Source organism: Corallococcus sp. M7 (genome assembly GCF_054512695.1).
Genome location: NZ_CM137252.1, coordinates 5563972 through 5586828, shown reverse-complemented (window position 1 = coordinate 5586828; position 22857 = coordinate 5563972). Strand labels below are relative to the sequence as shown.

Sequence of the window (22857 nt, the reverse complement as noted above, 5' to 3'; positions counted from 1 at the left end):
CGTTACAGCTGGATGACCATCGCCTCCTTGGCGGCGATGGTGGCCTTGCGGTGCTTGCGCACCTCGCGCAGCAGCTTGTCCATGCCTGCGTCGTCGCGGCCCGGGTCGTGGTGGAAGAGCACCAGCTGCTTCACCTCGCTGGCGTCCGCCGCGCGCACCGCCGCCTCCCAGGTGGAGTGGCCCCAGCCCGTGCGGGCCGGCCCGTTGCGGCCGCGGTACTCGTCCTCCGTGTACATGGAGTCGTAGATGAGCGCGTCCGCGCCCCGCGCGAAGTCGAACAGCTTCGCGTCCAGGTCGGTGCCGTGCTCCACGTCCGTCGCGTACACCAGCGAGCGCCCGCCGAAGTCCACCCGGTAGCCCACGTTGCCGCCGGGGTGGTTCAGCTCCAGCGTGCGCACGGTGGCCTTGCCCACCGGGATGTCCTCGCCCACCACCACGTCCCGGTACGCCAGGCGCGTGCGGAACACGTCCTCCGCCGTCACCGGGAAGTAGGGGTGCACCATCTGCCCGGCCAGTATCTGCTTGAGCGACTTGCCGTCCCGAGGCGACCCGTACAGCGTCACGTCGTTCGCCGGAGAGAACATCGGCGAGAAGAACGGCAGGCCCTGCAGGTGGTCGTAGTGGTAGTGCGAGATGAAGATGGACGCCTTGACGGGCTTGCGCGTCGCCACCAGCGCATCCCCCAGGCCTCGCGCTCCGGAGCCCAGGTCGAAGATGAGCAGCTCGTCGCCGCAGCGGACCTCCACGCACGGCGTGTTGCCGCCGTAGCGCTTCGTCGCCGGGCCTGGCGCGGGGATGGAACCGCGCACCCCCCAGAAGCGCACCTCGAAGCGCGCGGTGCTCCGCCGGGCCGGGCGCTCAGCCGGCCTTGGCTTCGGTGTCGTCGTCCTCCGCGAAGAGCTCAATCAGGTGCCCCGTACGCTCGCGCTTCGTCTTCAAATAGTCGACGTTATGCGGATTGTGCTCGGTCCGGGAAGGGATTCGGCGCCGGACCGCCACGCCTTCTTCCACCAGCCCCGCGATCTTCAGCGGATTGTTGGTGATCAGGTCCACCGACCGCACATCCAACGACCGCAGCATTTCCGCAGCGATGTCATAGGAGCGCAAGTCATCCGCGAAACCCAGCTGGCGGTTGGCCTCGTAGGTGTCCAGCCCCTTGGACTGCAGGGCGTAGGCCTTGATCTTGTTGCCCAGGCCGATGCCCCGGCCCTCCTGGCGCAGGTAGAGCACCACGCCCAGTCCGTTCTGGGACACGAAGTCGAGCGCCCGGTCCAGCTGCTCGCGGCAGTCGCACTTGAGGCTGCCGAAGACCTCGCTCGTGAGGCACTCGGAGTGGATGCGCACCGGCACCCCCTCCAGCCCCTTGGGCTCCCCCACCACCAGCGCCACGTGCTCCTTCCCGTTCCGCTTGTCGCGGAAGACGATGGTCTTCAGCACCCCGCGGGCCGTGGGCACGTCCGCCTCCGAGTACCGCTCCAGATGCTGGGTCGGCTTTCGGGTCGGCAGGACCTGGGGTGAGCGCGTGTCGGACATGGTAGGTCGTCTCCCAGAGAGGGGCCGTTACTTCTCGCCCCCCTGGATGCAAGTCAAGGTGACACCCCGATGGGTGTGGTGAAACCCGCCTGTTTGGATGCGGCGGACGTGGACTGCGTTGCTCAGGCGACCCACGAGAGGGGGAGCAGCTCCACATGGGAGCCATCAGTCAGGCTGCTGGTTTCTCGGGGGAAGTGAAGCAAATGTGTGGCTGCCGCAGCTGAACGCAGGGCCCCCGATGTCTGAGTCCCCAGGGGTTTCGCCCATAGCTCGCCCGCCCGCCAGGTGGCCATGACGCGCACAAAGTGGGCAAGCCCCGGGGCCTTGGAAAGCTGTCCCTCCAGGCGGCCGGCGACGCGGGGGGGCTCCACGTCCGCGTGTCCCAGGAGCCGGCGCAGGGCGGGGCGCACGAAGAGCTCGAAGGTCACCAGGGACGATGTGGGGTTGCCGGGCAGGCCCATGAAGAGGGTGGCGCCCCGCTGGCCCACCACCAGCGGCTTGCCGGGTTTGATGGCCACGCGCCAGAAGCGCTGCTCCACGCCCAGGGCCTCCAGGGCGTCCTTCACGAAGTCGTGGTCGCCCACGGAGACGCCCGCGCTGGTGAGCACCACGTCGAAGCCCTCCGTGCGCGCCAGGGCCTCCTGGACGGCCTCGCGCGTGTCCCGGGCGATGCCCAGGAGCGTGGGCACGCCGCCCGCGCGCCGCACCGCCAGGGCCAGGGCGGGGGCGTTGATGTCCACGATGCCGTCGCCGGGGGGCTCGTCCACGCGGCACAGCTCGTCCCCGGTGGACAGCACCGCCACGCGCGGCCGGCGGGGCACCGGCACCGAGCCCTGGCCCTGCGCCCACAGGAGCCCCAGCTCCGGGATGCCCAGGGGCGTGCCGCGCCGCAGCAGGAGGTCGCCTTCCTTCGCGTCCTCGCCCCGGGGGCGGATGAAGTTCCCCGGCCTCACGGCCTCCAGAATCTCCACGGCGTCCGGTTCGCCGGGAACGGGGCGGGTGCGCTCGCGCATCACCACCGCGTCCGCGCCCGGGGGCAGGGGGGCTCCGGTCATGATCCGCGCGCAGGTGCCGGGGACGACCTCCCGGGTGGGGCGCCTGCCGGCGAACACCGTCTCGCCCACCGCGAGTCGCACGGGCAGGGGGCCCGCCAGGTCCCGGGCCTGGACCGCGTAGCCGTCCATCGCGGAGTTGTCCCAGGGGGGCAGGGTGCGGCGGGCAGGGACGTCCTCGGCCAGCGCGCGGCCCAGGGCGTCGTCCCCGGCCACCCACTCGGTGGCCAGCGGCGTGCACAGCCCGAGGATCCGCGCTCGGGCCTCCTCCACCGGCAGCAATGCGGGGGCGTCACTCATGCATGTTTCCCACCCAAAGTCCGTGGGAAAATCAAGTGTTAGTTTGACAGCCCAGCTGATCATCGTTACAAGCAATCGTGATCGCGAGGCTCGCGTCCAACAGCAGGGGCGTCCCGCCAACCCGTTGATAGCACACGGGAAATTTCCAAGGAGACAGCGTCGATGGCCAAGCCCAAGTCCGGGGCGAAGAAGCCGACTCCCGCTGCAAAAGCCGGTGCGAAGCCTGCCGCGAAGAAGGACAACGCGGCCCGCCTGGATCTGATCAGGAACGCCTCGAAGAAGGTGGCGACGGCCGCGACGAAGGTCGTCAAGGCGGTGGCTGAAGGGGCGAAGGGAAAGGTCGCGGCGGCGAAGAAGGCGGTGGCGGAGAAGGTGGAGAAGGCCCCCGCGGCCGCCAAGAAGGCGGCGGCCAAGGCCGCTCCCCCCGCTCCTCCGACGCCTCCCGCGAAGGCTGGCAAGGCCGCGCCCGCCGCCAAGACCGCGCCCGCCGCCGCCGGGAAGAAGGCGGCTGGGAAGGCAGGGGGCAAGGCCCCGTCGGCCATCCCCGCCGGTCCCCCCGTGGAGAAGCCTCGTCCTCGCGCGACGAAGCTCCCGCCCGTGGGCGAGCCGCTCACGAAGCGTGAGATGGAGCAGTTGCTCACCGCCGGCGAGGGCCGCGGCGTGATGGGCGAGGGCAGCCTCAAGGGCCGCCTCATCCTCAGCGGCGAGATGCCCCACCTGGTCGTCGTGGGCCGCGACAAGCGCGAGCTGACGTTCCTGCTGCAGGGTCCGGATCAGGAAGTGCTGCCGGCCTACGTGGACCACAAGGTCTCCGTGGTCGGCCTCATCAAGAAGACGACCAACCACAGCGGCGTGGTGGAGGTGCGCAAGTACTCCGCCAAGAAGCCGGAGGTGGAAGAGGTCGCGCCGCCTCCCTCGGACTCGGAGCCGAAGCTGCGCTACCTGTCGCCCGGTGAGGTCTCCATGGCCATCGCCGCGGGCATGGGCGCCGGCATCAAGGGCTTCGCCAGCATCCGGGGCAACCTGGAGATGATGGGCGAGGACTTCGTGCTCGTCGTGTCCAACGGCGGCACGCGCCAGCAGGTGTCCTTCGCCATCGAGGGCAAGGCGGCGGTGAAGAGCCTGCGCAAGCACGTGGGGCAGACGCTCCAGGTGACGGGCGTGGTGGACAAGACGTCCGGCTGGGGCGGCCGCATCACCGCGGAGACCGTGGAGCCGCGTCCGTCCGAGGCGCGCGCGGTGTCGCGCGACGAGATGGAGCTGGTCCACATCGAGGGCGAGGTGCCCACGTCCGTGGACGTGAAGCTCAACCACGGCCTCACGGTGCGCCTGCAGGAGCAGCCCGGCTCCACCTGGGCCATCGAGCCGACGCTGGCCAAGCGCGTGGGGCTGCGCGAGGCCAACTTCGAGCCGGGCGCCGCCGGCGGCCCCGCCACCCGCGAGTTCTTCTTCACGCCTCGCAACCCCGGCAACTTCGAAGTGGAGTTCTTCCTCGCCAAGGCGTTCACGCCGGGCGTGGTGGACCGCTCCTTCAAGATCAACGTCACGGTCAAGCCCTGACGGTCTGGGCGCACGGGCCCTCCCTGGACCGCAAGGTCTACCAGGGAGGGCGAATGGGGGCCGGGGGGTTCCCGCCCGCACCCTTCGGGCTTACCCGTTCCCTCAGCGGCCTTGCCGCATCCCCACCGTGAGCCTCTCCCAAGACCACATCCGACAGCTGCTCGCCGAAGCCGACCACCCCCTGGGGCTGAAGGAGCTCCTTCGCGTCGCGGGGCTGAATCCCGGCCAGCAGACCGAGCTCAAGCGCGCCCTGCGAGAACTGGTGCGCGCGGGCGTCATCGTCAAGGACGGCAAGCGCTTCCGCCTGGAAGGCCCGCGCACGCCCCGGGCGCCCGAATCCGGCTTCGAATCCCGCCGGGACGCATCCGCGCCGCCCTTCAAGAAGCGCGGCCCCGCGCCGGGCAGCGGGCGGGAGGAGCGCAGGGGCGGCTTCCGCGACGACCGTCCGGGCTTCCGTGGCGGCGGCGACTTCCGGCGCTCGCTCCAGCGCGGCTTCCGGGACGACCGCTTCGAGGAGTCCGGGCAGCCCGCGGTGGAGGGCATCCTCCACATGCACCGGGACGGCTTCGGCTTCGTGCACCCCGTGTCCGGCGAGGGAGAGAACATCTTCCTGCCCCCCGGCGAGGCGCAGCGGGCGCTCGACAACGACCGCGTCCTCGTGGAGGTGGCGGGGCGTCCGGGCCGCTTCGAGGGCCGGCTGGTGCGGGTCATCAACCGGCGGCGTGAGCTGGCGGTGGGCACGTACGTGGCGCAGGGCCGGCACTCGCTGGTGATGACCACGGACACGAGCCTGCCGGGGCCCATCCGCGTGCCGCCGACGCAGATGGCGCGCGACGGCGACCTGGTGAAGGTCCGCCTGGGCGTGGGCGCGGACCTGCTGGAGCCCGGGCAGGGGCTGTTCGGTGAAGTGGCCGGCTCGCTGGGCCGGCCGGGCGACCCGAGCGCGGAGGTGCTGGGGTCCGCCTTCGCGCATGGCTTCAACGACGAGTTCCCGCCGGAGGTGATGGACGAGGCGGACGCGTTCGCGGTGAAGGTGACGGAAGCGGAGGCCACCGAGGGCCACCGCCGCGACCTGCGCAAGATGCCGCTCATCACCATCGACGGTGAGGACGCGCGCGACTTCGACGACGCCGTCTACGCGGAGCCGCAGGCCGGAGGTTGGCGGCTGGTGGTGGCCATCGCGGACGTGTCGCACTACGTGAAGGAGCGCACCGCGCTGGACGCGGAGGCGCTCAACCGCGCGACGTCGGTGTACCTGCCGGACCGCGTGCTGCCCATGCTGCCGGAGCGGCTGTCCAACGGCATCTGCTCCCTGCGCCCGGATGAAGACCGGCTGTGCATGGTGGCGGACATGACGTTTGACCGCCACGGCCAGCGGCGCTCGCACGAGCTGTATCCGGCGGTGATGCGCAGCGTGGCGCGCTGCACGTACAACGAGGTGCAGGACGTCCTGGACGGCAAGGACGTGCCGCACCGCGAGTTCCTCAAGCCCCAGTTCGAGCAGTTGATGGCGCTGGCGCGCGCGCTGATGGGCATGCGCAAGGCGCGAGGCGCCATCGACTTCGACGTGCCGGAGCACAAGGTGGTGCTGGGCGAGGACGGCGTGCCGCTGCGCATGGAGAAGCGCGAGCGCAAGGACAGCCACCGGCTCATCGAGGAGTGCATGCTGGCCGCCAACGAGGCGGTGGCCACGTACTTCCAGGACGAGGGCCTGCCCACGGTGTATCGGTTCCACGGCGAGCCGGATCCGCAGAAGCTGGCGGCGTTCGCGGTGCTGGCGGAGGCGTACGGCTTCCAGCTCGACGTGGAGAACGGGGTTTCGTCCAAGGAGCTGGACGCGTTCATAACGCAGCTGGAGGGGCACCCGGAGCAGCGGGCGCTGAACCAGCTCTTGCTGCGCTCCATGATGCAGGCCGTGTACACGGCGACGCGCGTGGGCCACTACGGCCTGGCTGCGGAGAACTACCTGCACTTCACGTCGCCCATCCGGCGCTATCCCGACCTGCTGGTGCACCGCATCCTGAAGGCGGTGTGGGCGCGCAAGGGCAAGAAGCCCTCGGAAGCGCAGCTGGACCGCGAGGAGGAGCGGCTGGAGGGCATGGCGCAGCAGTGCTCGGAGCGCGAGCGCGCGGCCATGACGGTGGAGCGCGAGGTGGTGGCGTTCTACGCGGCCCTGATGATGAAGGACCGCGTGGGCGAGGAGTTCGACGCGACCGTGGCGGGCATCGCCGAGTTCGGCTTCTTCGTGGAGCTGGACGAGGTCCACGTCGAGGGCCTGGTGAAGGGCGAGTCGCTGGGGCCGGGCTCCAAGCTGGACAAGCGCACGCACTCGCTCGTGTATCCGAATGGCCGGCGCGTGCGCGTGGGGCAGAAGCTGCGCGTGCGGCTGCTGTCCGCGAACACCACGGCGCGGAAGATCGACTTCGAGGCGCTCCAGTTCAAGGACGAGGCCCCGCTTCAGAAGACCGGTGGCGCACGTCCGCAGGCGCGCCATCGCGAGTACGTGAACGAGGCGCCGGGACGACACAAGGGTGGCAGGCCCGGACGCAGCGAGCGCGAGGCCGCGAAGACGGGCCGCACGCCGTGGCGCAAGCCCGCGGGGGCGGACGAGGCCGCGGACGCGGAGCAGTGGCGGTCGCTCGGCGAGGCGGAGGAGACGCCGTTCGGCGTGAAGAAGGCGTGGGAGCCGCCCACGCCCGAGGACGTCGCCACGGTGGAGTCCGCGACGGTCTCCGGGTACGGCGACGAGGTCCTGGGAGAAGCGCCGTCCGCGCCGCGTCCGCGAGGACGCTTCAGCCGGGAAGGGCGCCGCGAGGAGGCCGCGCCCGCGCGCGACAAGTCCCGCTTCCTGAAGTCCCGCACGGAAGAGGCCCCCGCGTCGAAGGCGGAGCCCGCGCCCACGGCCAAGGGCAAGCGCAAGGTCATCCGTCCCTCGCTCCCCGCGACCGATGAAGGCGTCGAGTCCGTCACGGCGCCCCGCGACGAGCTTCCCGACGCGGACCGCTTCGGCGACGAGGCTGCTTCCCGCGCGAAGCCTTCCCGTGAGGCCTTCACGCCGCCCTCGTTCGACTCCGACGACAGCGCCCCGGCCGCTTCACCGCACCCGGGCTTCGACCGGATCCGCGCGCTCGCCGCGCAGCGGGGTCAGCTCTCCACGGGGGCGGCTCCGGGCCGCGCGGGCGCGTCCAAGAAGGTCCGCAAGGCGGCCCCGGGCGCGAAGGCGAAGCCCTCGAAGAAGTCAGCAGCGCCGAAGAAGGCCGGCGGCTCGAAGGGCGCGGGCAAGAAGCCGGGGCGGGGCGCTCCGGGCAAGCGCAAGCGCTGAAGGCGGGGCCGGACCTTCCGGCCGCGCCGCCGTTCCACTCAAGGAGGCCGTGTGGGTGCTGTGCGAATCGTGGGGTTGATGCTCGCGGTGGCGGGCGGAGTGCTGCTGTTCACCGGGCTCAAGGCGCGGGACTCGCTCACGGAGCGCGCCACGGAGCTCATCACCGGCCGCAACACCGAGCAGACCACGCTCTACGTCGCGGGCGGCGGCGCCGCGCTCGTGGGCGGCGTGCTGCTGGCCCTCTTCGGGGGAGGACGAGGCCGGCGTTAGGCCCCGTCCCCTCCACCCGGACTACTTGGTGGCGCCGGAGGCCTGCGCGGCCTTGGCGCGCTTGGTCGCCTCGCCGAACTGCTTGGTCGCCTCGTTGGCCTGGGCCGTCAGCTCTTCCACCCGCTTGGCGTGAGCGGCGGCGCTGGCCTTGGCGGCGGCGACGCGCTCCGCGGCGGCCGGATCCACCACGGCCTTCTTGCCCTTCTCCGGCTTGGGCGGCGTGGCGGCCTCGATGGCCTCCTGCTCGGCGGCCTGCTGCAGCGACTTCTCGTGCTCGATGTACTTGAACATCACGACGCGCTTGTTCAGGTACGGGTTGGGCAGGTCCGGGTTGATGGCGATGACCTGATCATACGTCTTCAGCGCGAGCTCCAGCTCCGCGGGGATCGCGGGCGCGGACATGGAGCGGGCGCCACCGCGCTGCGAGTGGACCTCCGCGATCCAGCCGAGCGCGTCGGTGTCCTTCGGGTTGATCTTCAGGCACTCCTCGAAGTACTGCTTCGCCTTGTCCAGCGGGCCGTTCTTCGCGTACATCGCCGCGACGTTGCGGTAGGCGTCGGCCTTCTCCTCGGGCGTCTTCGCGAAGTCCACCAGCTTCAGCGCGGCCTGCGCGGCCTGTTCCGTCTGGCCCGCCTGCATGTGCGCGAAGGCCTTCTTCTCCCAGACCTTCTCCTGGGTCGGGTCGATCTTCAGCGACTCCTCGTACTCCTTCACCGCCTCCGCGTAGTTCTTGTCGGCGAGGAAGTTGGTGCCCTTGACCCGGTGCTCCTTGGCCTTCTCTTCCTTCTCATCGGCGCAGCCGAAGGAACCGCCCAGGGTCAGCACACCCAGCATCAAACCCACGCTACCCAGTCGCTTCATGCCCAAAGCCTTTCGTGAAGTTCCAGGGGGCACGTCCCAGCCGGGGGCCCCACGCGGCGCGGAATATACCCGAACTCGCCTCGTGTACCCCCCGTCCTGAAGGCCGGGGCCGGCAGGGCGCTTCAGGAGCGTGCGCGCGCGAGCAGGGAGACGAGCAGGGGCGCGCCCAGGGCGGCCGTCACCACTCCCACGGGCAATTCACGCCCGGGGAGGATCATCCGCGCCGACGCATCGCACAACGCCAGGAACGCGGCCCCCACCACCACGGACCCGGGCAGCAGCACCCGGCGACTCACACCGAGCGTCCGGCGCACCAGATGCGGGACGATGAGCTCCACGAAGGCGATGGGGCCACACCACGCGACACAGGCGGCGACGCCCAGGGCCCCCAGCCCAATGGCCACCGTGCGGACGCGGCGGACGGGGACGCCCTGGGACTCGGCGTGTTCCTCGCCGGCGATGAACACCTCCAGCGCGCGGGTGAGGGCGAGCAGCCCCACGACGGTGACGGCCGCGAACGGCAAGAGGAGCCGCACGCCCGAGTAGCCCACCTGCGGCAGGTGGCCGAGCGACCAGCGCATGGCGGCCATGAGCTCGGCGGAGTCCGCGGTGAACTGCAGGCCGGTGGCGATGGCACCTGCCGCCATGGAGCACGCGATGCCCGCGAGCACCACGTCGTTCATCCGCACGCGGCGGCCCGCGGCGATGGCGGCCACCACCAGGCTGACGCCGAGCGCCCCCATGAAGGCAGCGGCGGTGACGAGCGGCAGGCCACCTGGAGCGAGCCGTGCCCCCAGGATGATGGCCACCAGCGCGCCCAGGGTCGCCCCGGCGGTGGTGCCCACGGTGCTGGGCGCGGCGAGCGGGTTCGCGAAGAGGGACTGGTACACCGCGCCCACCAGCGACAGCGTGCCGCCAACCAGCATGGCCATCAGCGTGCGGGGCACACGGAGCTGCCAGAAGATGAAGTCCGCCGAGTCCGGGGAGAGCCCCGGGCCGATGAACGGCGCCACCGCGCACGCGGCCACGCAGGCCGCCACGAGGATCCAGGCCTTCACCTTCACGGAGCACCTCCGCTCCGGGGCAGGCCCACGAAGACGCGGTGGCCTTCCACGAAGGTCCCGTGCATGCGCACGCCGAACAGCTCGCCCAGCTGTTCGCCCAGGTCGGGGGCGTCGAGGCTTCTCTCGAAGGCCACGCGGCCCTGGGACAGGCCCACCACGCGGGGAGCGCGCGTGCCCGGGGCCTGGGCATGGGAGAGCACGTTGACGTCATGGGTGACGCAGAGGATGCCGCGCCCCGCGCGCCAGAGGTGGCCCATGCGCGTGTACAGCTCCAGCTGCTGCGCGGGGTCCAGGAAGTTGGCGGGCTCGTCCAGCAGCACCAGCGGGGTCTCCTGCGCGAGCAGTCCCGCGACCGCCACGCGCTGCCGCTCGCCGCCGGACAGCTCCGTGATGGGGCGCAGGGCGAAGGACTGCGCGCCTGCCTCCGCCAGCGCCTGATGTGCAGCCGCTTCCGAAGCCCGGCGGGATTCGGGGAAGCGGTAGCGCGCGGAGACGACCTGCTCCAGCGCGGTGATGGGCTCCGCCGCTTCCAGCCGCTGGGGCAGCCACGCGAGCCGCGCCGCGCGCTCCCGGGGCGCGAGGCCCGACACGTCCTTCCCGTCCACGAACACGTGCCCGGCATCCGGACGCAGCAGGCCCAGCGCCACGCGCAGGAGCGTGGACTTGCCCGCGCCATTGGGCCCGACGATGGCCACGAAGTCACCGGGGGCCACGTGCAGGGACACGCTGTCCAGCAGCGTCCGCCCTCGCGCCCGCACCGTCACCGCGTCCAGCATCAGCCCGGCCGTCATCGCGCGGAGGGCAGGGTGCCCAGGGCGGCGCGGAGCCGCTCGACGACATCGAGGATGGCGGGCCCGGTGGACTGCACGTCGGGGCCGATGACCAGCCGCACCCGGTCCTCCCGCGCCGCGCGCAGGCCGGTGAGCTGCTTCCACGGGGCCAGGACCCGCGCCTGCCCCGCGGCATCCAGGGACGGCGCGCTGATCAGCACCAGCACCGCGTCCGGATCCAACGCGATGACGCCCTCCAGCGACAGGTTGGGAGGCCCGGTGACGTCCTCCGCGACGGCGTTGCGAGCCCCCGCCGATTCCAGCGCCGCGCCGTGCAGCGACGCGCGCTTCATGTACCAGACCTCCGACAGCGTGCCCGCCGTGTCGCCCAGCACCAGCAGCACGCGGGGGGCGTCCTTCGGCGCGGGGCGCGACAGCGTCTGGTTCAGCCTCTCCGCGAGCGCGGTGGCCTGGGGCTCGCGGCCGCTCAGCCGGCCCAGCTCCTTCACGCTGGCGACGACCTCCTGGAGCGACGTCCAGGGCAGCACCTTCAGCGGCGCGAGCGCGGAGAGCGACTCCGCGGGGGCCTGCTTCACCTGCTGATCCACGAGCAGCGTGGGCTTGAGCTTCGCGATGGCCTCGAAGTTCGGCGCGAACGTGGTGCCCACCTTCGGCAGGGCGGGCGTGCCCGGGGGCAGGGCGGTGTAGTCGGACACGCCCACGAGCTCCGAGCCCGCGCCCAGGGCGAACAGCGTCTCCGTGACGGAGGGCGACAGCGAGACGATCCGCCGCGCCTGGGCTTCCGGAGCGGGGGACGCGGGACGCTGGCAGCCCACCGCGAGCGCGAGCACCACGCACAGCAGGGAGGGGAGGCGGAAGAGACTCATGGGCGGGCCGACTTCTAGCACGCGCGTCACGGGTGGGTGTCCGGGAAGCGATGTCTGGGTTTCGCTTATCCTGGGAACTCCTCACAGAGGGGATACCCGGACATGACCTGGATGAATTGGACCTCCCGCGCGCTTTGCGCCGCGGCGCTGCTTTGCACTTCCCCGGCCCTTGCCGCGTCGCCGTTCGCGGAAGGGATGATCTCCATCACGTTGGATGACGGTTGGAGCACGCAGTACACGCTGGCGCGGCCGGCGTTGAAGTCGCGCAACATCCCCGCGACGTACTACCTGGTCACCGACGCGGTGGCGCAGGCGTGGGGCGGCTACATGAGCCTCGCGCAGGTGCAGACGCTCAAGGCGGAGGGCAACGAGATCGCCAGCCACACGCGCACGCACGCGGACCTCACGTCGCTGACGGCCGCGCAGCTGACGTCGGAGTTGCAGGACTCGCGCACGTGGCTTCAGACGAACGTGGGCGCGATGTGCGGCAAGGACTTCGCGTCACCCTACGGCGCGTACAACGCGACGGTGATGACCGCGTTGAAGACGGAGTACGCGAGCCACCGCACCATCAACGCGGGCCGCAACTATCGCGACACGGTCATCTACGAACTGCGCGCCAACGACGTGTCGAGCGCGGTGACGGTGGCGCAGGTGAAGGGGTGGATCAACCAGGCCATCGCGGAGAAGAGCTGGCTCATCATCCTCTTCCACGAGTTCACCAGCGGCACGCCCACGCGCGAGACGCAGTACAAGACGACCAACTTCACCAGCATCCTCAACTACGTGCAGTCCACGGGCATCCGCACGGTGACGGTGGAGCAGGGGCTCGCGCTGACGGACGGCCTCACGGAGGCGCCGCCGTCGGTGGGCACGGTCGTCTATGACGACGCGATGGGCAGCGGCTTCCAGGACTGGAGCTGGGCGACGCACGACCTGGACCAGTCCGTCACGGTGCACTCCGGCTCCACGGCGATCGGCTTCGAGCCGGACTACTGGGAGGCGCTGATGTTCCACCACACGGGGCTGGACCTGTCGCAGTACCAGTCCATCGACCTTTGGGTGCACGGAGGCACGACGGGTGGGCAGCAGGTGCGGCTGGCGCTCTACAACGGCGGCACGCCGCTGGGCAGCATCAGCCTGGAGACGGCGCTGGGGCACCCCATCGCGGCGGGCACCTGGCAGAAGGTCTCCATCCCGCTGAGCGCCCTGGGCGCGACGTCCGGCACGGTGGATGACTTCTACGTGATGGACGAATCCGGCTCGGATCAGGGCACGCTGTACGTGGATGACTTCGTGCTCGTGCCGTAGTCGCCCAACCACCGCGCGCGCCGGTGTCTGCTCCGGCGCGCGCGTGAAGGCAGACAGGGCCTACAGCTTGATCAGCTCCACGTCATCCATGTGGATGAAGTTGGAGCCGTTGTGGGCCGGCGACTTGCTGTGCAGGCCGAACTCCAGGTAGCCGTTGGTGACGTTGATGGCGGGCGTCTCCAGCAGGGTGTAGTTGCCGTAGGTGCCCAGGTTGGTGATGGCCGGCGCGCAGTCGCCGCAGTTCTTCACCTGGAAGCGCGCGAAGTCGAACGTGCCTCCCTTGCGGAACCAGGCGCGCAGCTTGTAGTTGCCCGACGCCAGGCCCGTCTTCGTCTGGTACGTCCACGCCTCGTAGGCCGCCGCGGACGTCCAGTGCGTCAGGTGGAAGCTGCCCGAGTGCCCGCCGTTGTACGTCTCCGAGAACGCCGCCGCGGCCGTGCCGTTCGGGCTCCAGGTGTTCCAGCCCGTCATGCCCTGCTCGAACCCGGCGTTGGTGAGCCCCAGCGACTGCGAGCCGCCCGGCTGGTACCAGCGCACCCACTCCACCTCCATCGTCTTCTTCGCGCCCCAGGCCAGGTCGATGGAGGCCGGCGACGGGTTCCCGTACCAGACGCCGCCGAGTGCCAGGTTCAGGATGAGGTAGTGGTTCTGCTGGAACTCCGACTCGTTGTGATTGAACGTCGCCGTGGACACGAAGTCCTTGTCCAGGCGGAACACGATGGTGTTCGCCGTCCACTCCACTTCATACGTGTGGAAGTCCTGCGACAGGTCCACGCCGCGGCTCGCGCCCGTGCCCCAGTCCGCGTTGCCGCCGTTGTGCCAGTGCAGCGCGGACTTCATCCACGTGGGCTCCGTGGACTTCCACTCCAGGATGTCGATCTCGCCGGCGGCCGGCCAGCCCGCGCTCTGAATGTTCGAGCCCAGCGTCCAGAAGGCCGGCCACATGCCGTAACCCGGCGGGACCTTGATGCTCGCGACGATCTTCCCGTAGCGCCCCTCCACCTTGCCCTTGGTGTGGATGCGGCCGGAATAGAACGACCGGTACTGCCCAGCGCAGCGCGAGTCCGTGGGGTTGTCCGCCGTGCGCTCCGCCGAGATGATCAGCTTGCCGTTGGCCACCGCCACGTTCTGCGCGCGCGGGAACTCCAGCTCACCCGTGCCGAAGTTGCAGTTGTTGGTCACCGGATCCCAGTTGCTCGTCAGCACGTTCCACGCGCCCGTGTTCAGCGCCGTGCCCGTGAAGTCGTCCTGCCATGACAGCGACCACCCCGCGCCCGGGTCATACGAGCGCTCGCCCTGCTGCGTCTGGCCGTAGCCCTCCGCCTCCACCGGGGCGGCGGCCTCCGGCTCGGGAGAACAGCCGGAGAGGGTGGAAAGGAGTCCTGCGGCGACGAGGCCTGCTCGAAAGGGGCGGTGCATGAGTGCTCCGGGGTTGGGGGAGCATTCATATTTACCGGCTTTAACGCGTATTGTCAGGAAGTCAGGACGAACCTCAGCCGAGCCATTGGGGATTCTGGACGGTTCCGTCGAAGTGGTGGCTCGTCTTGTATTTCTCGTAGGCGCCGTCCTGGGCCGCGTCCTTCGTCCTGGCGAGCAGGGCCTGGACGTCCTTTTCGCTCAGGGGCTTGAAGGTGCGCGCGGCGGTCAGCGCCTGCTGGAGCCGCTCCTGCGAGTCGATGCCGGTGATGACGACGCTGACGGGCAGGGACAGGTTGTAGCGGAGGCACTCGGGCGCGGTGACGGTCTTGCTGTCGAGGATGAACGGGTCGCCCATGGACTTCATGGCGAGCACGCCGATGCCCTCCTTCACGAGCACGGGCAGCACGCGCTTCTCGAAGCTGTTGAAGTGGGCGTCCATCACGTTGAGGGGCAGCTGCACGGTGTCGAAGCGGAAGCCGTGCTTCTTCGCGGTCTCCAGCATCTTCAGGTGGATGTCCGGGGACTTGTGGCCGGTGAAGCCCAGGAAGCGCGCCTTGCCGGCCTTCTGCGCGTCCTTCATCGCCTCGATGGCGCCGCCTTCGGCGAAGGCGAGGTCGGGGTCATTGTCGCGAATGACTTCGTGGAGCTGGAGCAGGTCCACGTGATCCGTCTGGAGGCGCTGGAGGGATTCGTCGATCTGCTTCGCGGCGGTCTTCTTGTCGCGGCCGTCGATCTTCGTCATCAGGAAGGCCTTGGCGCGGTAGCCGTCGCGCAGCGCCTTGCCCATGCGCTCCTCGCTCTTGCCGTCGTTGTAGTCCCAGCAGTTGTCCAGGAAGTTGATGCCCTGGTCCAACGCGCCGCGGATGAGCGCGATGCTCTCCGCCTCCTCCTTCTGCTTGCCGATGTGGAAGCCCCCGAGCCCGATGCAGGACACCTCCTGACCGGTGCGCCCCAACTTGCGGCGAGGCACGGCGGGCGCGTTCTTCGCCTTCTTGGGCGAAGCCCCGAGCACGGGAGGGGCAACCATCAGCGACAGCGTCGCGGCGAGGAATTCCTTCCGGGTCATGCTCGGGCGTCCTTCCAGAGGGCAGGTGGCGTCTGGGAGGCCGACGTTGGGACCGGGCGGCGCCCGGGACAACGGGCGCGAGGGCCGAATGTGCAGGAGCCACCGCTGCGGAGTGCGTGTGCAGGGAGGGCGGGTGCCGCATAATCGACACCTGCATGCGCATCCCCCTCCTCGCGCTGATCCTCCTGACCGCGTGCCGCATCGAATCCGCCGCGCCGTCGGGAGGCGCCGCCGTGGCGCAGGCCTCGACTCCATCCGGCGAGGTGTGGGTCTACACGTCGATGTACCGGCACGTGCTGGACGCGATGGAGCCCCTGCTCAAGGAGCGACTGCCCGGCGTGCAGGTGCACTGGTACCAGGCGGGCAGTGAGAAGGTGGCCAGCCGATTGGAGGCGGAGCGGGCCGCGGGAGCGGTGCGAGCGGACGTGCTGATGACGTCGGATCCGTTCCTCTACGAGCGGCTGGCGCGGGAGGGCGCGTTCCTGCGCTACGCGTCCGTGAACGCGCTGCGCATTCCACGAACGCTGCTGGACCTGGACGCGAGGTACGCGGCGGTGCGGCTGTCCACGATGGTGCTGGTTCACCGCGTGGGCGCGGGCGAAGCACCGAAGTCATTCGCGGCCCTGGTGGATGGAAGCTGGAAGGGAAGGGTGGCCATCGGGGATCCGCTCACGTCGGGCACCGCGTTCACGTGGGCGGTGTTCCTGCACGCGCGGCGCGGGGATGCGTACTTCGCGGGGCTGCGCGAAAAGGGCGCGGTGGTGGCGGGAGGCAACGCGGCGGTGCTCCAGAAGGTGGAGAGCGGCGAGGTGGACGCGGGCGTGCTGCTGCTGGAGAACGCGCTGGCGGCGAAGGCGAAGGGCAGCCCCATCGAGATCATCTGGCCGGAGGACGGCGCGGTGGTCATCCCGGGCCCCGTGGGGCTGTTCGCGTCGACACGCAATCCGGTGGCGGCGAAAGCGCTGGTGGATGTGCTGCTGTCGCCCGAGGGCCAGCGCATCATCGTGGAGAAGGGGGACATGCACGCGGTGGACCCGCGCCTGGGCGGCCCGCGTGGAGAGTCTGGCGTGGACGGACTGTTGAGCCGCGCCCAGACCTGGACGCCGGAGCTGCTGGAGCAGGGATTGTTGCACGGCGGCGACATCAAGGAAGCCTTCAGCAAGGCCTTCGCGCGATGAGCCAGGAACGCGAGACCCGATGTGGGGACGCGGCACGGCCGCCAACGCGGATCCAGGCCCTGCGTCTCCGGACCTTCGAAGGGCCCCCCTCCGGACCGGCACGGTCAAAACCTGTCCGACAGTCGGACAGGTTTTCGCTGCCCGGTGGGTACGGGAGCATCTCCGCCCAGAGGAAGGACACGGTCAGGCCGACGGGATGCGACAGCCGAAGGCCGTCGGTACGCGGCGCCCCTGGTGGTCGTCCAAACCTGTCGGACAGTCGGACAGGTTCTTGCAGTGCTCGGTTCCCAGCCACTGCGGGCAATGAGGCGGGTCCTGCGGGAAGTGGCAGCGGGAAGCCGTCCCCCCAGGGAAGGCGTCGCAGTGCCCCAAACCTGTCGGACAGTCGGTCCGGATCGAGCGGCAATCCAAACCTGTCGGACAGTCGGACAGGTCCACGCGCTGGGGCCAACCCGTCGGACAGTCGGACAGGTCCGCGCGGAGGTTCTGGCTTGTCCGACAGTCGGACCGGATTACGCGGTGGTTCAAACCTGTCCGACAGTCGGAACGGTTTACGAGGTGGCTCAAACCTGTCGGACAGTCGGACAGGTTTCCGTGGTGGCGCTGGCTTGTCGGACAATCGGACCGGTTTACGAGGTGGTTCAAACCTGTCGGACAGTCGGAACGGTTTCCGTGGTGGCGCTGGCTTGTCGGACAATCGGACCGGATTGAGCGGTGGCTCCAACTTGTCCGACTGTCGGACAGGTTTCCGTGGTGGCGCTGGCTTGTCGGACAATCGGACCGGATTGAGCGGTGGCTCCAACTTGTCCGACTGTCGGACAGGTTTTTGGGGCGCTCCGCCGCCGAGGCTCCTCGGCGGGCTTCTCCCTTTCTCATCCGATTGGATGGAGCGCGCTGCCGTGGGCGTGGCGCACTGCGGTCGCGTTCGATCGACCGTCGATGGAGCGGCGAGATGAGGGGGCGGTGGGTAGCGTTGGCCTTGTGGCTCCTGCCCCTGCTGCTCTTCGCGGTGGTGCCGGTCGTGGCGCTCCTGGCGCGGGGCGTGGGGGCGGCGACGGGGGGATTGGGTTCGGTGCTCTCGGCGGAGTCCGGGGCGCTGGTGAACACGCTGGGCATCTCGCTGGGCGCTACGGCTTGGGCGCTGTGCCTGGGGGCTCCGCTGGCCTTCCTGCTGTTCCGCACGGACCTGCCCCTGCGTGGCGCGTTCACCGTGCTGTTCACGCTGCCGTCCGCCATCCCCGCGTTCATCTGGGGCATGGGGTGGCTGTCGCTCGCGAGCCCTCGCGCTGGCTACCTGAACCGCATGCTGGGCGCGGACGTGTTCGACCTCTATGGCGCGGCGGGCATCGCGTTCGTGGAGGGGCTTTCGGGCCTGCCGCTGGTGCTGCTCGCCGGTGCCGCGGCGCTTCGGCGCGTGGACCCGGCTCTGGAAGAAGCGGCCCGCATCTGCGGTGCTTCACCGCTTCGCGCCGTGATGAGCACGACCGTGCCGCTGGTGCTGCCCGCCCTGTTGTCGGGCGCGGTGATGGTGTTCCTTATGGCCGCGTCGTCCTTCGGCGTGCCGTACCTGCTGGGCGTGTCGGCGTCGCCACCCACCCGTGTGCTCACCACCCGCATCTATGAACTGGTGCTGCTGGGCAGCGAGGAGGGACTGCCGCGTGCGTCGGTGCTTGCTTCGTTCCTCCTGCTGCTCACGCCGCTGGCGCTGGGGCTGACGTGGTTGTTGGGCCGGAGCGGACGGGTGCGATTGAGCGCGGGGAAGGGCGTGTCTCCTCGGGTGCTCGCGCTGGGGACGTGGCGGACGGCGGCGCTCGCCGGGGTTGGCCTGGTGGGCGGCGTCCTGGTGGTGCTGCCCCTGGCGGCCATCCTGCTGACTTCGCTGCAACGCAGCTTCGGCGCGGCGCTGACCTGGGACACGCTCACGCTGTCGCACTGGTCCGGCGTGCTCTGGGACGCGCGCACTCTGCGGGCCACGGGGCGCAGTGTGTTGCTCGCGGCCGGGGCGGGGCTGCTCGTGGTGGGCCTGGGCCTTTCGGCGGCGCTCCTTCGGCGGGCCTTCCGTCGCGGCGGCGCGGCCGTGGAGGCCATGGCGGTGTGGCCCTTCGCGGTTCCGGGCACGGTGCTGGCGCTCGCGCTGCTGGTGGCGTTCTCACGGGACTGGCGGCTGGTGGTGCTGGACCGCTTCGCGTTCGTGCTGGCCCTGGCGCATACGCCCTGGCTGATGCTCGTGGGCTATGTCGGGAAGTACCTGGCCCTGGGCGAACGCAACAGCTCGGAGGCCCTGGCCCAGGTGGATCCTTCGCTCGCGGAGGCTGCTCGCGTCGGTGGTGCCGGACCCGTGCGGGCGTTCGTGGACGCGACGCTGCCATTGCTGCGGCCCGCGCTCACGGTGGCGTTCGTGCTCGCGTTCCTCGCGTGCGCCACGGAGATCACCCTGTCCGTGCTGCTGGTGCCCGCGGGCTCCGAGGTCCTGGGGACCTTGCTGTTCGAGTTGCAGAGCTACGCGGACCCGGCCGCCGCGGCCGTGCTCGCGTGCGCGTTCGTGGCGCTGGTGGTCGCGGGACAGGCCGTGCTCGCCTGGGCTCGGCGTCGAGTGCCGGAGGTGCGGTGATGGCGGCCATCGTCCTGGAGGACCTGGTCAAGGCGTACGGCGGGACGCCCGTGGTGCGCGGCTTGAGCCTCCACGTGGGGCAGGGCGAGCTGGTGTCCCTGCTCGGCCCTTCCGGCTGTGGGAAGACGACGACCCTTCGGATGCTCGCGGGGTTGGAGCATCCGGACGCCGGTGTCATCCGCCTGGGTGACGAATTGGTCGCCGGGCCCGGCGTGCGCGTTCCTCCCGAGAAGCGCGGCCTGGGCATGGTGTTCCAGAGCTACGCCATCTGGCCGCATCGCAGCGTCGAGGCGAACGTCGCCTATCCCCTGGCGCTCCGGAGGGTGCCTCGCCACGAGATTGCGTCCCGTGTGCGCGAAGCCCTGCGCTGGGTGCGGCTGGAGGCCTATGCGGCGCGGATGCCGCACGAACTGTCCGGCGGGCAGTTGCAGCGCGTGGCGCTCGCGCGGGCGCTGGTGGCGGGGCCCCGCGTGCTGCTGTTGGATGAACCGCTGTCGAACCTGGACGCGGCCCTGCGCGAGGAGCTGCGCGCGGAGATCGCCGCGCTGCGGGCCCGGCTGGGCACGACGCTCGTGTTCGTCACGCACGATCAGGGCGAGGCGCTGGCCCTGTCGGACCGCATCGCCGTGATGAACCGGGGCGTCATCGAACAGGTGGACACGCCGGAGCGGCTGTACCGGGAGCCGGCGACGCCGTTCGTCGCGGGCTTCGTCGGGGGCGCGAACGTGCTGCGCGGCGAGGTGCGCGCGGGCGCCTTCCACTGCGCAGGGACGGAGACCGCGTTCGACCTGCCCATGACCGCGAAGCCCGGGCCGGGGACGCTGGTGGTGCGCCCGGAGGACCTGGAGCTGGGGGAGACCGGAACGCCGCTGGTGCTGTCCGCTCGGCTGTTCCTGGGGCATGCGGCGGAGTACCGCTTCCCTGTGGGCGATGCGTTCCTTCGTGTCATCGGGCCTGCGCTGGAGGGCGTGCGCGCCGGTCAGACGCTCCGTGTTCGCGTGGGCAAGGCCACTGTGTTCGACGCGGGCGCTTGAGGCTCAGTAGAGCGTCGTCTTCACCCGGGCTGGCAGCTCGCGGTCGTATTCGCCGGCGTCGAAGTCGCTCGGGCTCAGCGCTTCGAGGATGGAGCCGGGGCTTGGGAACTCGGCGCGGGGGACCTGCCGGGCTGGGTCCCAGAGCCCGGAGCGGATCAACGCGCGGCTGCACTGGAAGAAGACCGTCTCCACGGTGATGTGCAGCACGGAGCGCGGCAGCTTCCCCTCGTGGGGGAAGCGCTCCAGCATGGACGGCTCGATGACGATGCTCGCCCGGCCGTTGACGCGCAGGGTCTCGTTCACGCCGGGGACGAAGAACAGCAGCGCGATGCGCGGGTCCGCCAGGATGTTCCGCAGCGAGTCGCAGCGGTTATTGCCCCGGCGGTCGGGCAGCAGCAGCGTGTGCGCGTCCTCGATGACCACGAACCCCGCGGGGTCCCCGCGAGGCGACACATCCAGCCCTTCCGGGCCGGACGTGGCGAGCACCATGAACGGCGAGCGCTCAATGAAGGGCCGGTACGCCGGATGGAGGTGGTCCACCTCCTTGAGCACGGACGACTTTCCGGGAACCCCGTACAGGCGTTCGAGCGTCTCCTCATCGGTCACGGTCTTCATCCGGGAGTGCCTCCTGGGGCCTTTCTAGGCATTTTGAATGGCCATGTCACACGCGGCACCGGCTGCGTCGTCCTGGGGATGGAAGGGCACTTCACCCTCCCAGAACGAGGAACTGCACATGAAGAGCCGGATGAATCCCTTCGCGGTCGCGCCGGATGCCCTCGGCCTCATGAAGGATTTCAGCAAGAAGGTGGAGGCCCTGGGGCTGGAGACGAGCCTGTGCGAGCTGGTCAAGATCCGCGCCTCCCAGCTCAACGGCTGCGCCTTCTGCATCCACCTGCACACCCGCGACGCCCGTGCCCAGGGGATGACCGAGGAGCGCATCTACCTGCTGGACGGCTGGCGTGAGTCGCCGCTGTACACCGAGCGCGAGCGGGCGGCCCTGGGCTGGACCGAGGCCCTGACGCTCGTCTCGGAGACGCACGCGCCCGACGAGGACTACGCCGCGCTCAAGCCGCACTTCACCGAAGAGGAGATCGTGAAGCTGACCCTGATGATTGGCGTCATCAACATCGCGAACCGGATCATCCTTGGCTTCCGGGTCGTGCACCCGGTGACCCCTCGCAGTGAAGCCGCCTGAGCCTCGAATCGCTTTTTTAATACCCATGTCACACGCGGCACTGGCTGCGTCGTCCTGGGGATGGAAGGGCACTTCGCCCAAGAAAGAGGACCTGCACATGAAGACCCGCATGAATGCCTTCGCCGTCGCGCCGGAAGCCGTCAACCTCATGCTCGAGTTCAGCAAGAAGGTGGAGGCCCTGGGCCTGGAGCCCAGCCTCCGCGAGCTGGTCAAGATCCGCGCGTCCCAGCTCAACGGCTGCGCCTTCTGCATCCACATGCACACCCGCGACGCCCGTGCCCAGGGGATGACCGAGGAGCGCATCTACCTGCTGGATGGCTGGCGCGAGTCGCCGCTGTACACCGACCGCGAGCGGGCGGCCCTGGGCTGGACCGAGGCCCTGACGCTCGTTTCCCAGACACATGCCCCGGATGAGGACTACGCTGCGCTCAAGCCGCACTTCACCGAAGAGGAGATCGTGAAGCTGACCCTCATGATTGGTGTCATCAACTCCTGGAACCGGTTCGCCATCGGCTTCCGGGCCATCCACCCGGTGACCGCTCGCAGTGAAGCCGCCTGATCCGAACCCCGCGGACGTCTTCGACCCGCTCCGCCCCCGGCTGCTCCGCATCGCGTACCGGATGCTGGGCATCGTCGCGGAGGCGGAGGACGTGGTGCAGGAGGCGTACTTGCGTTGGCACCAGACGGACCGCGACGCCGTACGGGACGCCGAGGCCGTGCTTGTCCGCACGGTGACGCGCCTGTGCCTGGACGTCCTGAAGTCCGCGCGCGTCCGGCGCGAGGAGTACGTGGGGACCTGGCTCCCAGAGCCCATCATCGAAACAGTGGAGGGCGACGATTTGACGCTGACCCTGATGATGGCCCTGGAGCGCCTGTCCCCGCTGGAGCGCGCCGCGTTCCTCCTGCACGACGTGTTCGGCATGGACTTCGAGCAGGTGGCGAAGGCCCTCGACCGAGAACCGGCGGCCTGCCGCCAGCTCGCCAGCCGGGCGCGGGCCCACGTGCAGGAGGCCCGGCCCCGCTTCCCCGTGACGGAGGCGAAGGGCCACGAGCTGGCCTCGGCGTTCCATGCCGCGTCGCGGAGCGGCGACACGCAGGCGCTCCAGGCGCTACTTGCACAGGACGCCATCCTGTACGCCGACGGCGGCGGCAAGGTGAAGGCGGTCCTCAATCCCATCTACGGCCGGGAGAAACTGCTGCGCTTCTTCGAAGGAGTGCGGCGCGTTCCGGCCGTGGGCTCGGCGCAGCTCGTGCACGAGGGCTCCATTGACGGCCTGCCCGCGTACGTCACGATGGAACAGGACGGACAGTTGCAGACCACGGCGTTCGCCATCGAGGAGGGCCGCATCGTCGCGATCTACGTCACGCGCAACCCCGACAAGCTGAAGGGCATCCGGCGGGCGGTGGTGGGGGAGCCTTCGTAG

20 protein-coding genes are annotated in these 22857 nt (G+C 70.1%); 10 read left to right on the top strand and 10 right to left on the bottom strand.

The window, feature by feature from the left end; all coding sequences use genetic code 11:
• Positions 1-2: 2 nt before the first annotated feature.
• The 3 genes from ACX114_RS22145 to ACX114_RS22135 all read right to left on the bottom strand — a co-directional run bounded on the left by ACX114_RS22145 (position 3) and on the right by ACX114_RS22135 (position 2885).
• Positions 3-824: an MBL fold metallo-hydrolase gene (locus ACX114_RS22145; protein WP_459300238.1), complete on the bottom strand. Its 822-nt coding sequence runs from the start codon at positions 822-824 to the stop codon at positions 3-5.
• A 34-nt stretch (positions 825-858) separates the two neighbouring features.
• Complete coding sequence (gene ribA, locus ACX114_RS22140; protein WP_120551886.1) at positions 859-1533, bottom strand: GTP cyclohydrolase II; 675 nt, start codon at positions 1531-1533, stop codon at positions 859-861.
• 122 nt (positions 1534-1655) lie between these two features.
• A complete protein-coding gene (locus ACX114_RS22135) occupies positions 1656-2885 on the bottom strand; it encodes a molybdopterin molybdotransferase MoeA (protein WP_459287535.1) in 1230 nt (409 codons plus the stop codon).
• 162 nt (positions 2886-3047) lie between these two features.
• On the opposite strand from ACX114_RS22135, the gene ACX114_RS22130 reads away from it, so the two are divergent.
• The 3 genes from ACX114_RS22130 (at position 3048) to ACX114_RS22120 (ending at position 8037) form a co-directional block, all read left to right on the top strand.
• A complete protein-coding gene (locus ACX114_RS22130) occupies positions 3048-4445 on the top strand; it encodes a protease inhibitor I42 family protein (protein ID WP_459287533.1) in 1398 nt (465 codons plus the stop codon).
• Between the two features lie 127 nt (positions 4446-4572).
• Positions 4573-7767, top strand: coding sequence for a ribonuclease R (gene rnr, locus ACX114_RS22125; RefSeq protein ID WP_459287531.1), 3195 nt, complete (start codon positions 4573-4575; stop codon positions 7765-7767).
• 51 nt (positions 7768-7818) lie between these two features.
• Positions 7819-8037, top strand: a complete 219-nt coding sequence (locus ACX114_RS22120) for a DUF3185 family protein (protein ID WP_014396547.1) — start codon at positions 7819-7821, stop codon at positions 8035-8037.
• A 21-nt stretch (positions 8038-8058) separates the two neighbouring features.
• On the opposite strand, the gene ACX114_RS22115 is transcribed toward ACX114_RS22120, so the two are convergent.
• From ACX114_RS22115 to ACX114_RS22100, 4 genes are all read right to left on the bottom strand, one after another.
• Positions 8059-8898 carry a tetratricopeptide repeat protein gene (locus ACX114_RS22115; protein ID WP_459287529.1) on the bottom strand — a complete coding sequence of 280 codons (840 nt, stop codon included), beginning with the start codon at positions 8896-8898 and terminating at the stop codon, positions 8059-8061.
• A gap of 122 nt (positions 8899-9020) precedes the next feature.
• A complete protein-coding gene (locus ACX114_RS22110) occupies positions 9021-9962 on the bottom strand; it encodes a FecCD family ABC transporter permease (RefSeq protein WP_459287528.1) in 942 nt (313 codons plus the stop codon).
• Positions 9959-10753 carry an ABC transporter ATP-binding protein gene (locus ACX114_RS22105; protein WP_459287526.1) on the bottom strand — a complete coding sequence of 265 codons (795 nt, stop codon included), beginning with the start codon at positions 10751-10753 and terminating at the stop codon, positions 9959-9961. The genes ACX114_RS22110 and ACX114_RS22105 overlap by 4 nt, the downstream gene beginning before the upstream one ends.
• Positions 10750-11619 (bottom strand): ABC transporter substrate-binding protein, encoded by an 870-nt coding sequence (locus tag ACX114_RS22100; RefSeq protein ID WP_459287525.1) that lies wholly within the window; start codon positions 11617-11619, stop codon positions 10750-10752. The genes ACX114_RS22105 and ACX114_RS22100 overlap by 4 nt, the downstream gene beginning before the upstream one ends.
• 195 nt (positions 11620-11814) lie before the next feature.
• On the opposite strand from ACX114_RS22100, the gene ACX114_RS22095 reads away from it, so the two are divergent.
• On the top strand, positions 11815-12930 hold the full coding sequence (locus ACX114_RS22095) for a polysaccharide deacetylase family protein (protein WP_459287523.1): 1116 nt from the start codon (positions 11815-11817) through the stop codon (positions 12928-12930).
• A gap of 60 nt (positions 12931-12990) precedes the next feature.
• On the opposite strand, the gene ACX114_RS22090 is transcribed toward ACX114_RS22095, so the two are convergent.
• Positions 12991-14349 carry a glycoside hydrolase family 16 protein gene (locus tag ACX114_RS22090; RefSeq protein ID WP_459287521.1) on the bottom strand — a complete coding sequence of 453 codons (1359 nt, stop codon included), beginning with the start codon at positions 14347-14349 and terminating at the stop codon, positions 12991-12993.
• A gap of 73 nt (positions 14350-14422) precedes the next feature.
• Entirely contained in the window at positions 14423-15415 is a 993-nt protein-coding gene (locus ACX114_RS22085; RefSeq protein ID WP_459287519.1) for an aldo/keto reductase, read from the bottom strand.
• A 155-nt stretch (positions 15416-15570) separates the two neighbouring features.
• Between ACX114_RS22085 and ACX114_RS22080 the strand changes: the two genes are divergently transcribed.
• The 3 genes from ACX114_RS22080 to ACX114_RS22070 all read left to right on the top strand — a co-directional run bounded on the left by ACX114_RS22080 (position 15571) and on the right by ACX114_RS22070 (position 20238).
• A complete protein-coding gene (locus ACX114_RS22080; RefSeq protein ID WP_459287517.1) occupies positions 15571-16593 on the top strand; it encodes an ABC transporter substrate-binding protein in 1023 nt (340 codons plus the stop codon).
• Between the two features lie 952 nt (positions 16594-17545).
• Positions 17546-19204 (top strand): ABC transporter permease, encoded by a 1659-nt coding sequence (locus ACX114_RS22075; protein WP_459287515.1) that lies wholly within the window; start codon positions 17546-17548, stop codon positions 19202-19204.
• The gene (locus tag ACX114_RS22070; RefSeq protein ID WP_459287513.1) at positions 19204-20238 is read left to right on the top strand and encodes an ABC transporter ATP-binding protein; all 1035 of its coding nucleotides are present in this window, start codon (positions 19204-19206) and stop codon (positions 20236-20238) included. Before ACX114_RS22075 ends, ACX114_RS22070 begins: the two co-directional genes overlap by 1 nt.
• Positions 20239-20241: 3 nt before the next feature.
• On the opposite strand, the gene ACX114_RS22065 is transcribed toward ACX114_RS22070, so the two are convergent.
• A complete protein-coding gene (locus ACX114_RS22065; protein WP_459287511.1) occupies positions 20242-20853 on the bottom strand; it encodes a pyridoxamine 5'-phosphate oxidase family protein in 612 nt (203 codons plus the stop codon).
• Between the two features lie 118 nt (positions 20854-20971).
• Between ACX114_RS22065 and ACX114_RS22060 the strand changes: the two genes are divergently transcribed.
• The 3 genes from ACX114_RS22060 (at position 20972) to ACX114_RS22050 (ending at position 22857) form a co-directional block, all read left to right on the top strand.
• Complete coding sequence (locus ACX114_RS22060; RefSeq protein WP_459287509.1) at positions 20972-21433, top strand: carboxymuconolactone decarboxylase family protein; 462 nt, start codon at positions 20972-20974, stop codon at positions 21431-21433.
• 97 nt (positions 21434-21530) lie between these two features.
• Entirely contained in the window at positions 21531-21992 is a 462-nt protein-coding gene (locus ACX114_RS22055; protein WP_459287507.1) for a carboxymuconolactone decarboxylase family protein, read from the top strand.
• Positions 21979-22857 carry a sigma-70 family RNA polymerase sigma factor gene (locus ACX114_RS22050; RefSeq protein WP_459287505.1) on the top strand — a complete coding sequence of 293 codons (879 nt, stop codon included), beginning with the start codon at positions 21979-21981 and terminating at the stop codon, positions 22855-22857. The genes ACX114_RS22055 and ACX114_RS22050 overlap by 14 nt, the downstream gene beginning before the upstream one ends.

Excerpts from the sequence above, each read along its gene's own strand:
- ACX114_RS22070 (WP_459287513.1), top strand. The coding sequence starts at position 19,204 with ATGGCGGCCATCGTCCTGGAGGACCTGGTCAAGGCGTACGGCGGGACG.
- ACX114_RS22055 (WP_459287507.1), top strand. The coding sequence starts at position 21,531 with ATGAAGACCCGCATGAATGCCTTCGCCGTCGCGCCGGAAGCCGTCAAC.
- ACX114_RS22105 (WP_459287526.1), bottom strand. The coding sequence starts at position 10,753 with ATGACGGCCGGGCTGATGCTGGACGCGGTGACGGTGCGGGCGCGAGGG.
- ACX114_RS22060 (WP_459287509.1), top strand. The coding sequence starts at position 20,972 with ATGAAGAGCCGGATGAATCCCTTCGCGGTCGCGCCGGATGCCCTCGGC.
- ACX114_RS22080 (WP_459287517.1), top strand. The coding sequence starts at position 15,571 with ATGCGCATCCCCCTCCTCGCGCTGATCCTCCTGACCGCGTGCCGCATC.
- ACX114_RS22090 (WP_459287521.1), bottom strand. The coding sequence starts at position 14,349 with ATGCACCGCCCCTTTCGAGCAGGCCTCGTCGCCGCAGGACTCCTTTCC.
- ACX114_RS22085 (WP_459287519.1), bottom strand. The coding sequence starts at position 15,415 with ATGACCCGGAAGGAATTCCTCGCCGCGACGCTGTCGCTGATGGTTGCC.
- ACX114_RS22065 (WP_459287511.1), bottom strand. The coding sequence starts at position 20,853 with ATGAAGACCGTGACCGATGAGGAGACGCTCGAACGCCTGTACGGGGTT.
- ACX114_RS22135 (WP_459287535.1), bottom strand. The coding sequence starts at position 2,885 with ATGAGTGACGCCCCCGCATTGCTGCCGGTGGAGGAGGCCCGAGCGCGG.
- ACX114_RS22115 (WP_459287529.1), bottom strand. The coding sequence starts at position 8,898 with ATGAAGCGACTGGGTAGCGTGGGTTTGATGCTGGGTGTGCTGACCCTG.
- ACX114_RS22075 (WP_459287515.1), top strand. The coding sequence starts at position 17,546 with ATGAGGGGGCGGTGGGTAGCGTTGGCCTTGTGGCTCCTGCCCCTGCTG.
- ACX114_RS22100 (WP_459287525.1), bottom strand. The coding sequence starts at position 11,619 with ATGAGTCTCTTCCGCCTCCCCTCCCTGCTGTGCGTGGTGCTCGCGCTC.
- ACX114_RS22130 (WP_459287533.1), top strand. The coding sequence starts at position 3,048 with ATGGCCAAGCCCAAGTCCGGGGCGAAGAAGCCGACTCCCGCTGCAAAA.
- ACX114_RS22095 (WP_459287523.1), top strand. The coding sequence starts at position 11,815 with ATGATCTCCATCACGTTGGATGACGGTTGGAGCACGCAGTACACGCTG.
- ribA (WP_120551886.1), bottom strand. The coding sequence starts at position 1,533 with ATGTCCGACACGCGCTCACCCCAGGTCCTGCCGACCCGAAAGCCGACC.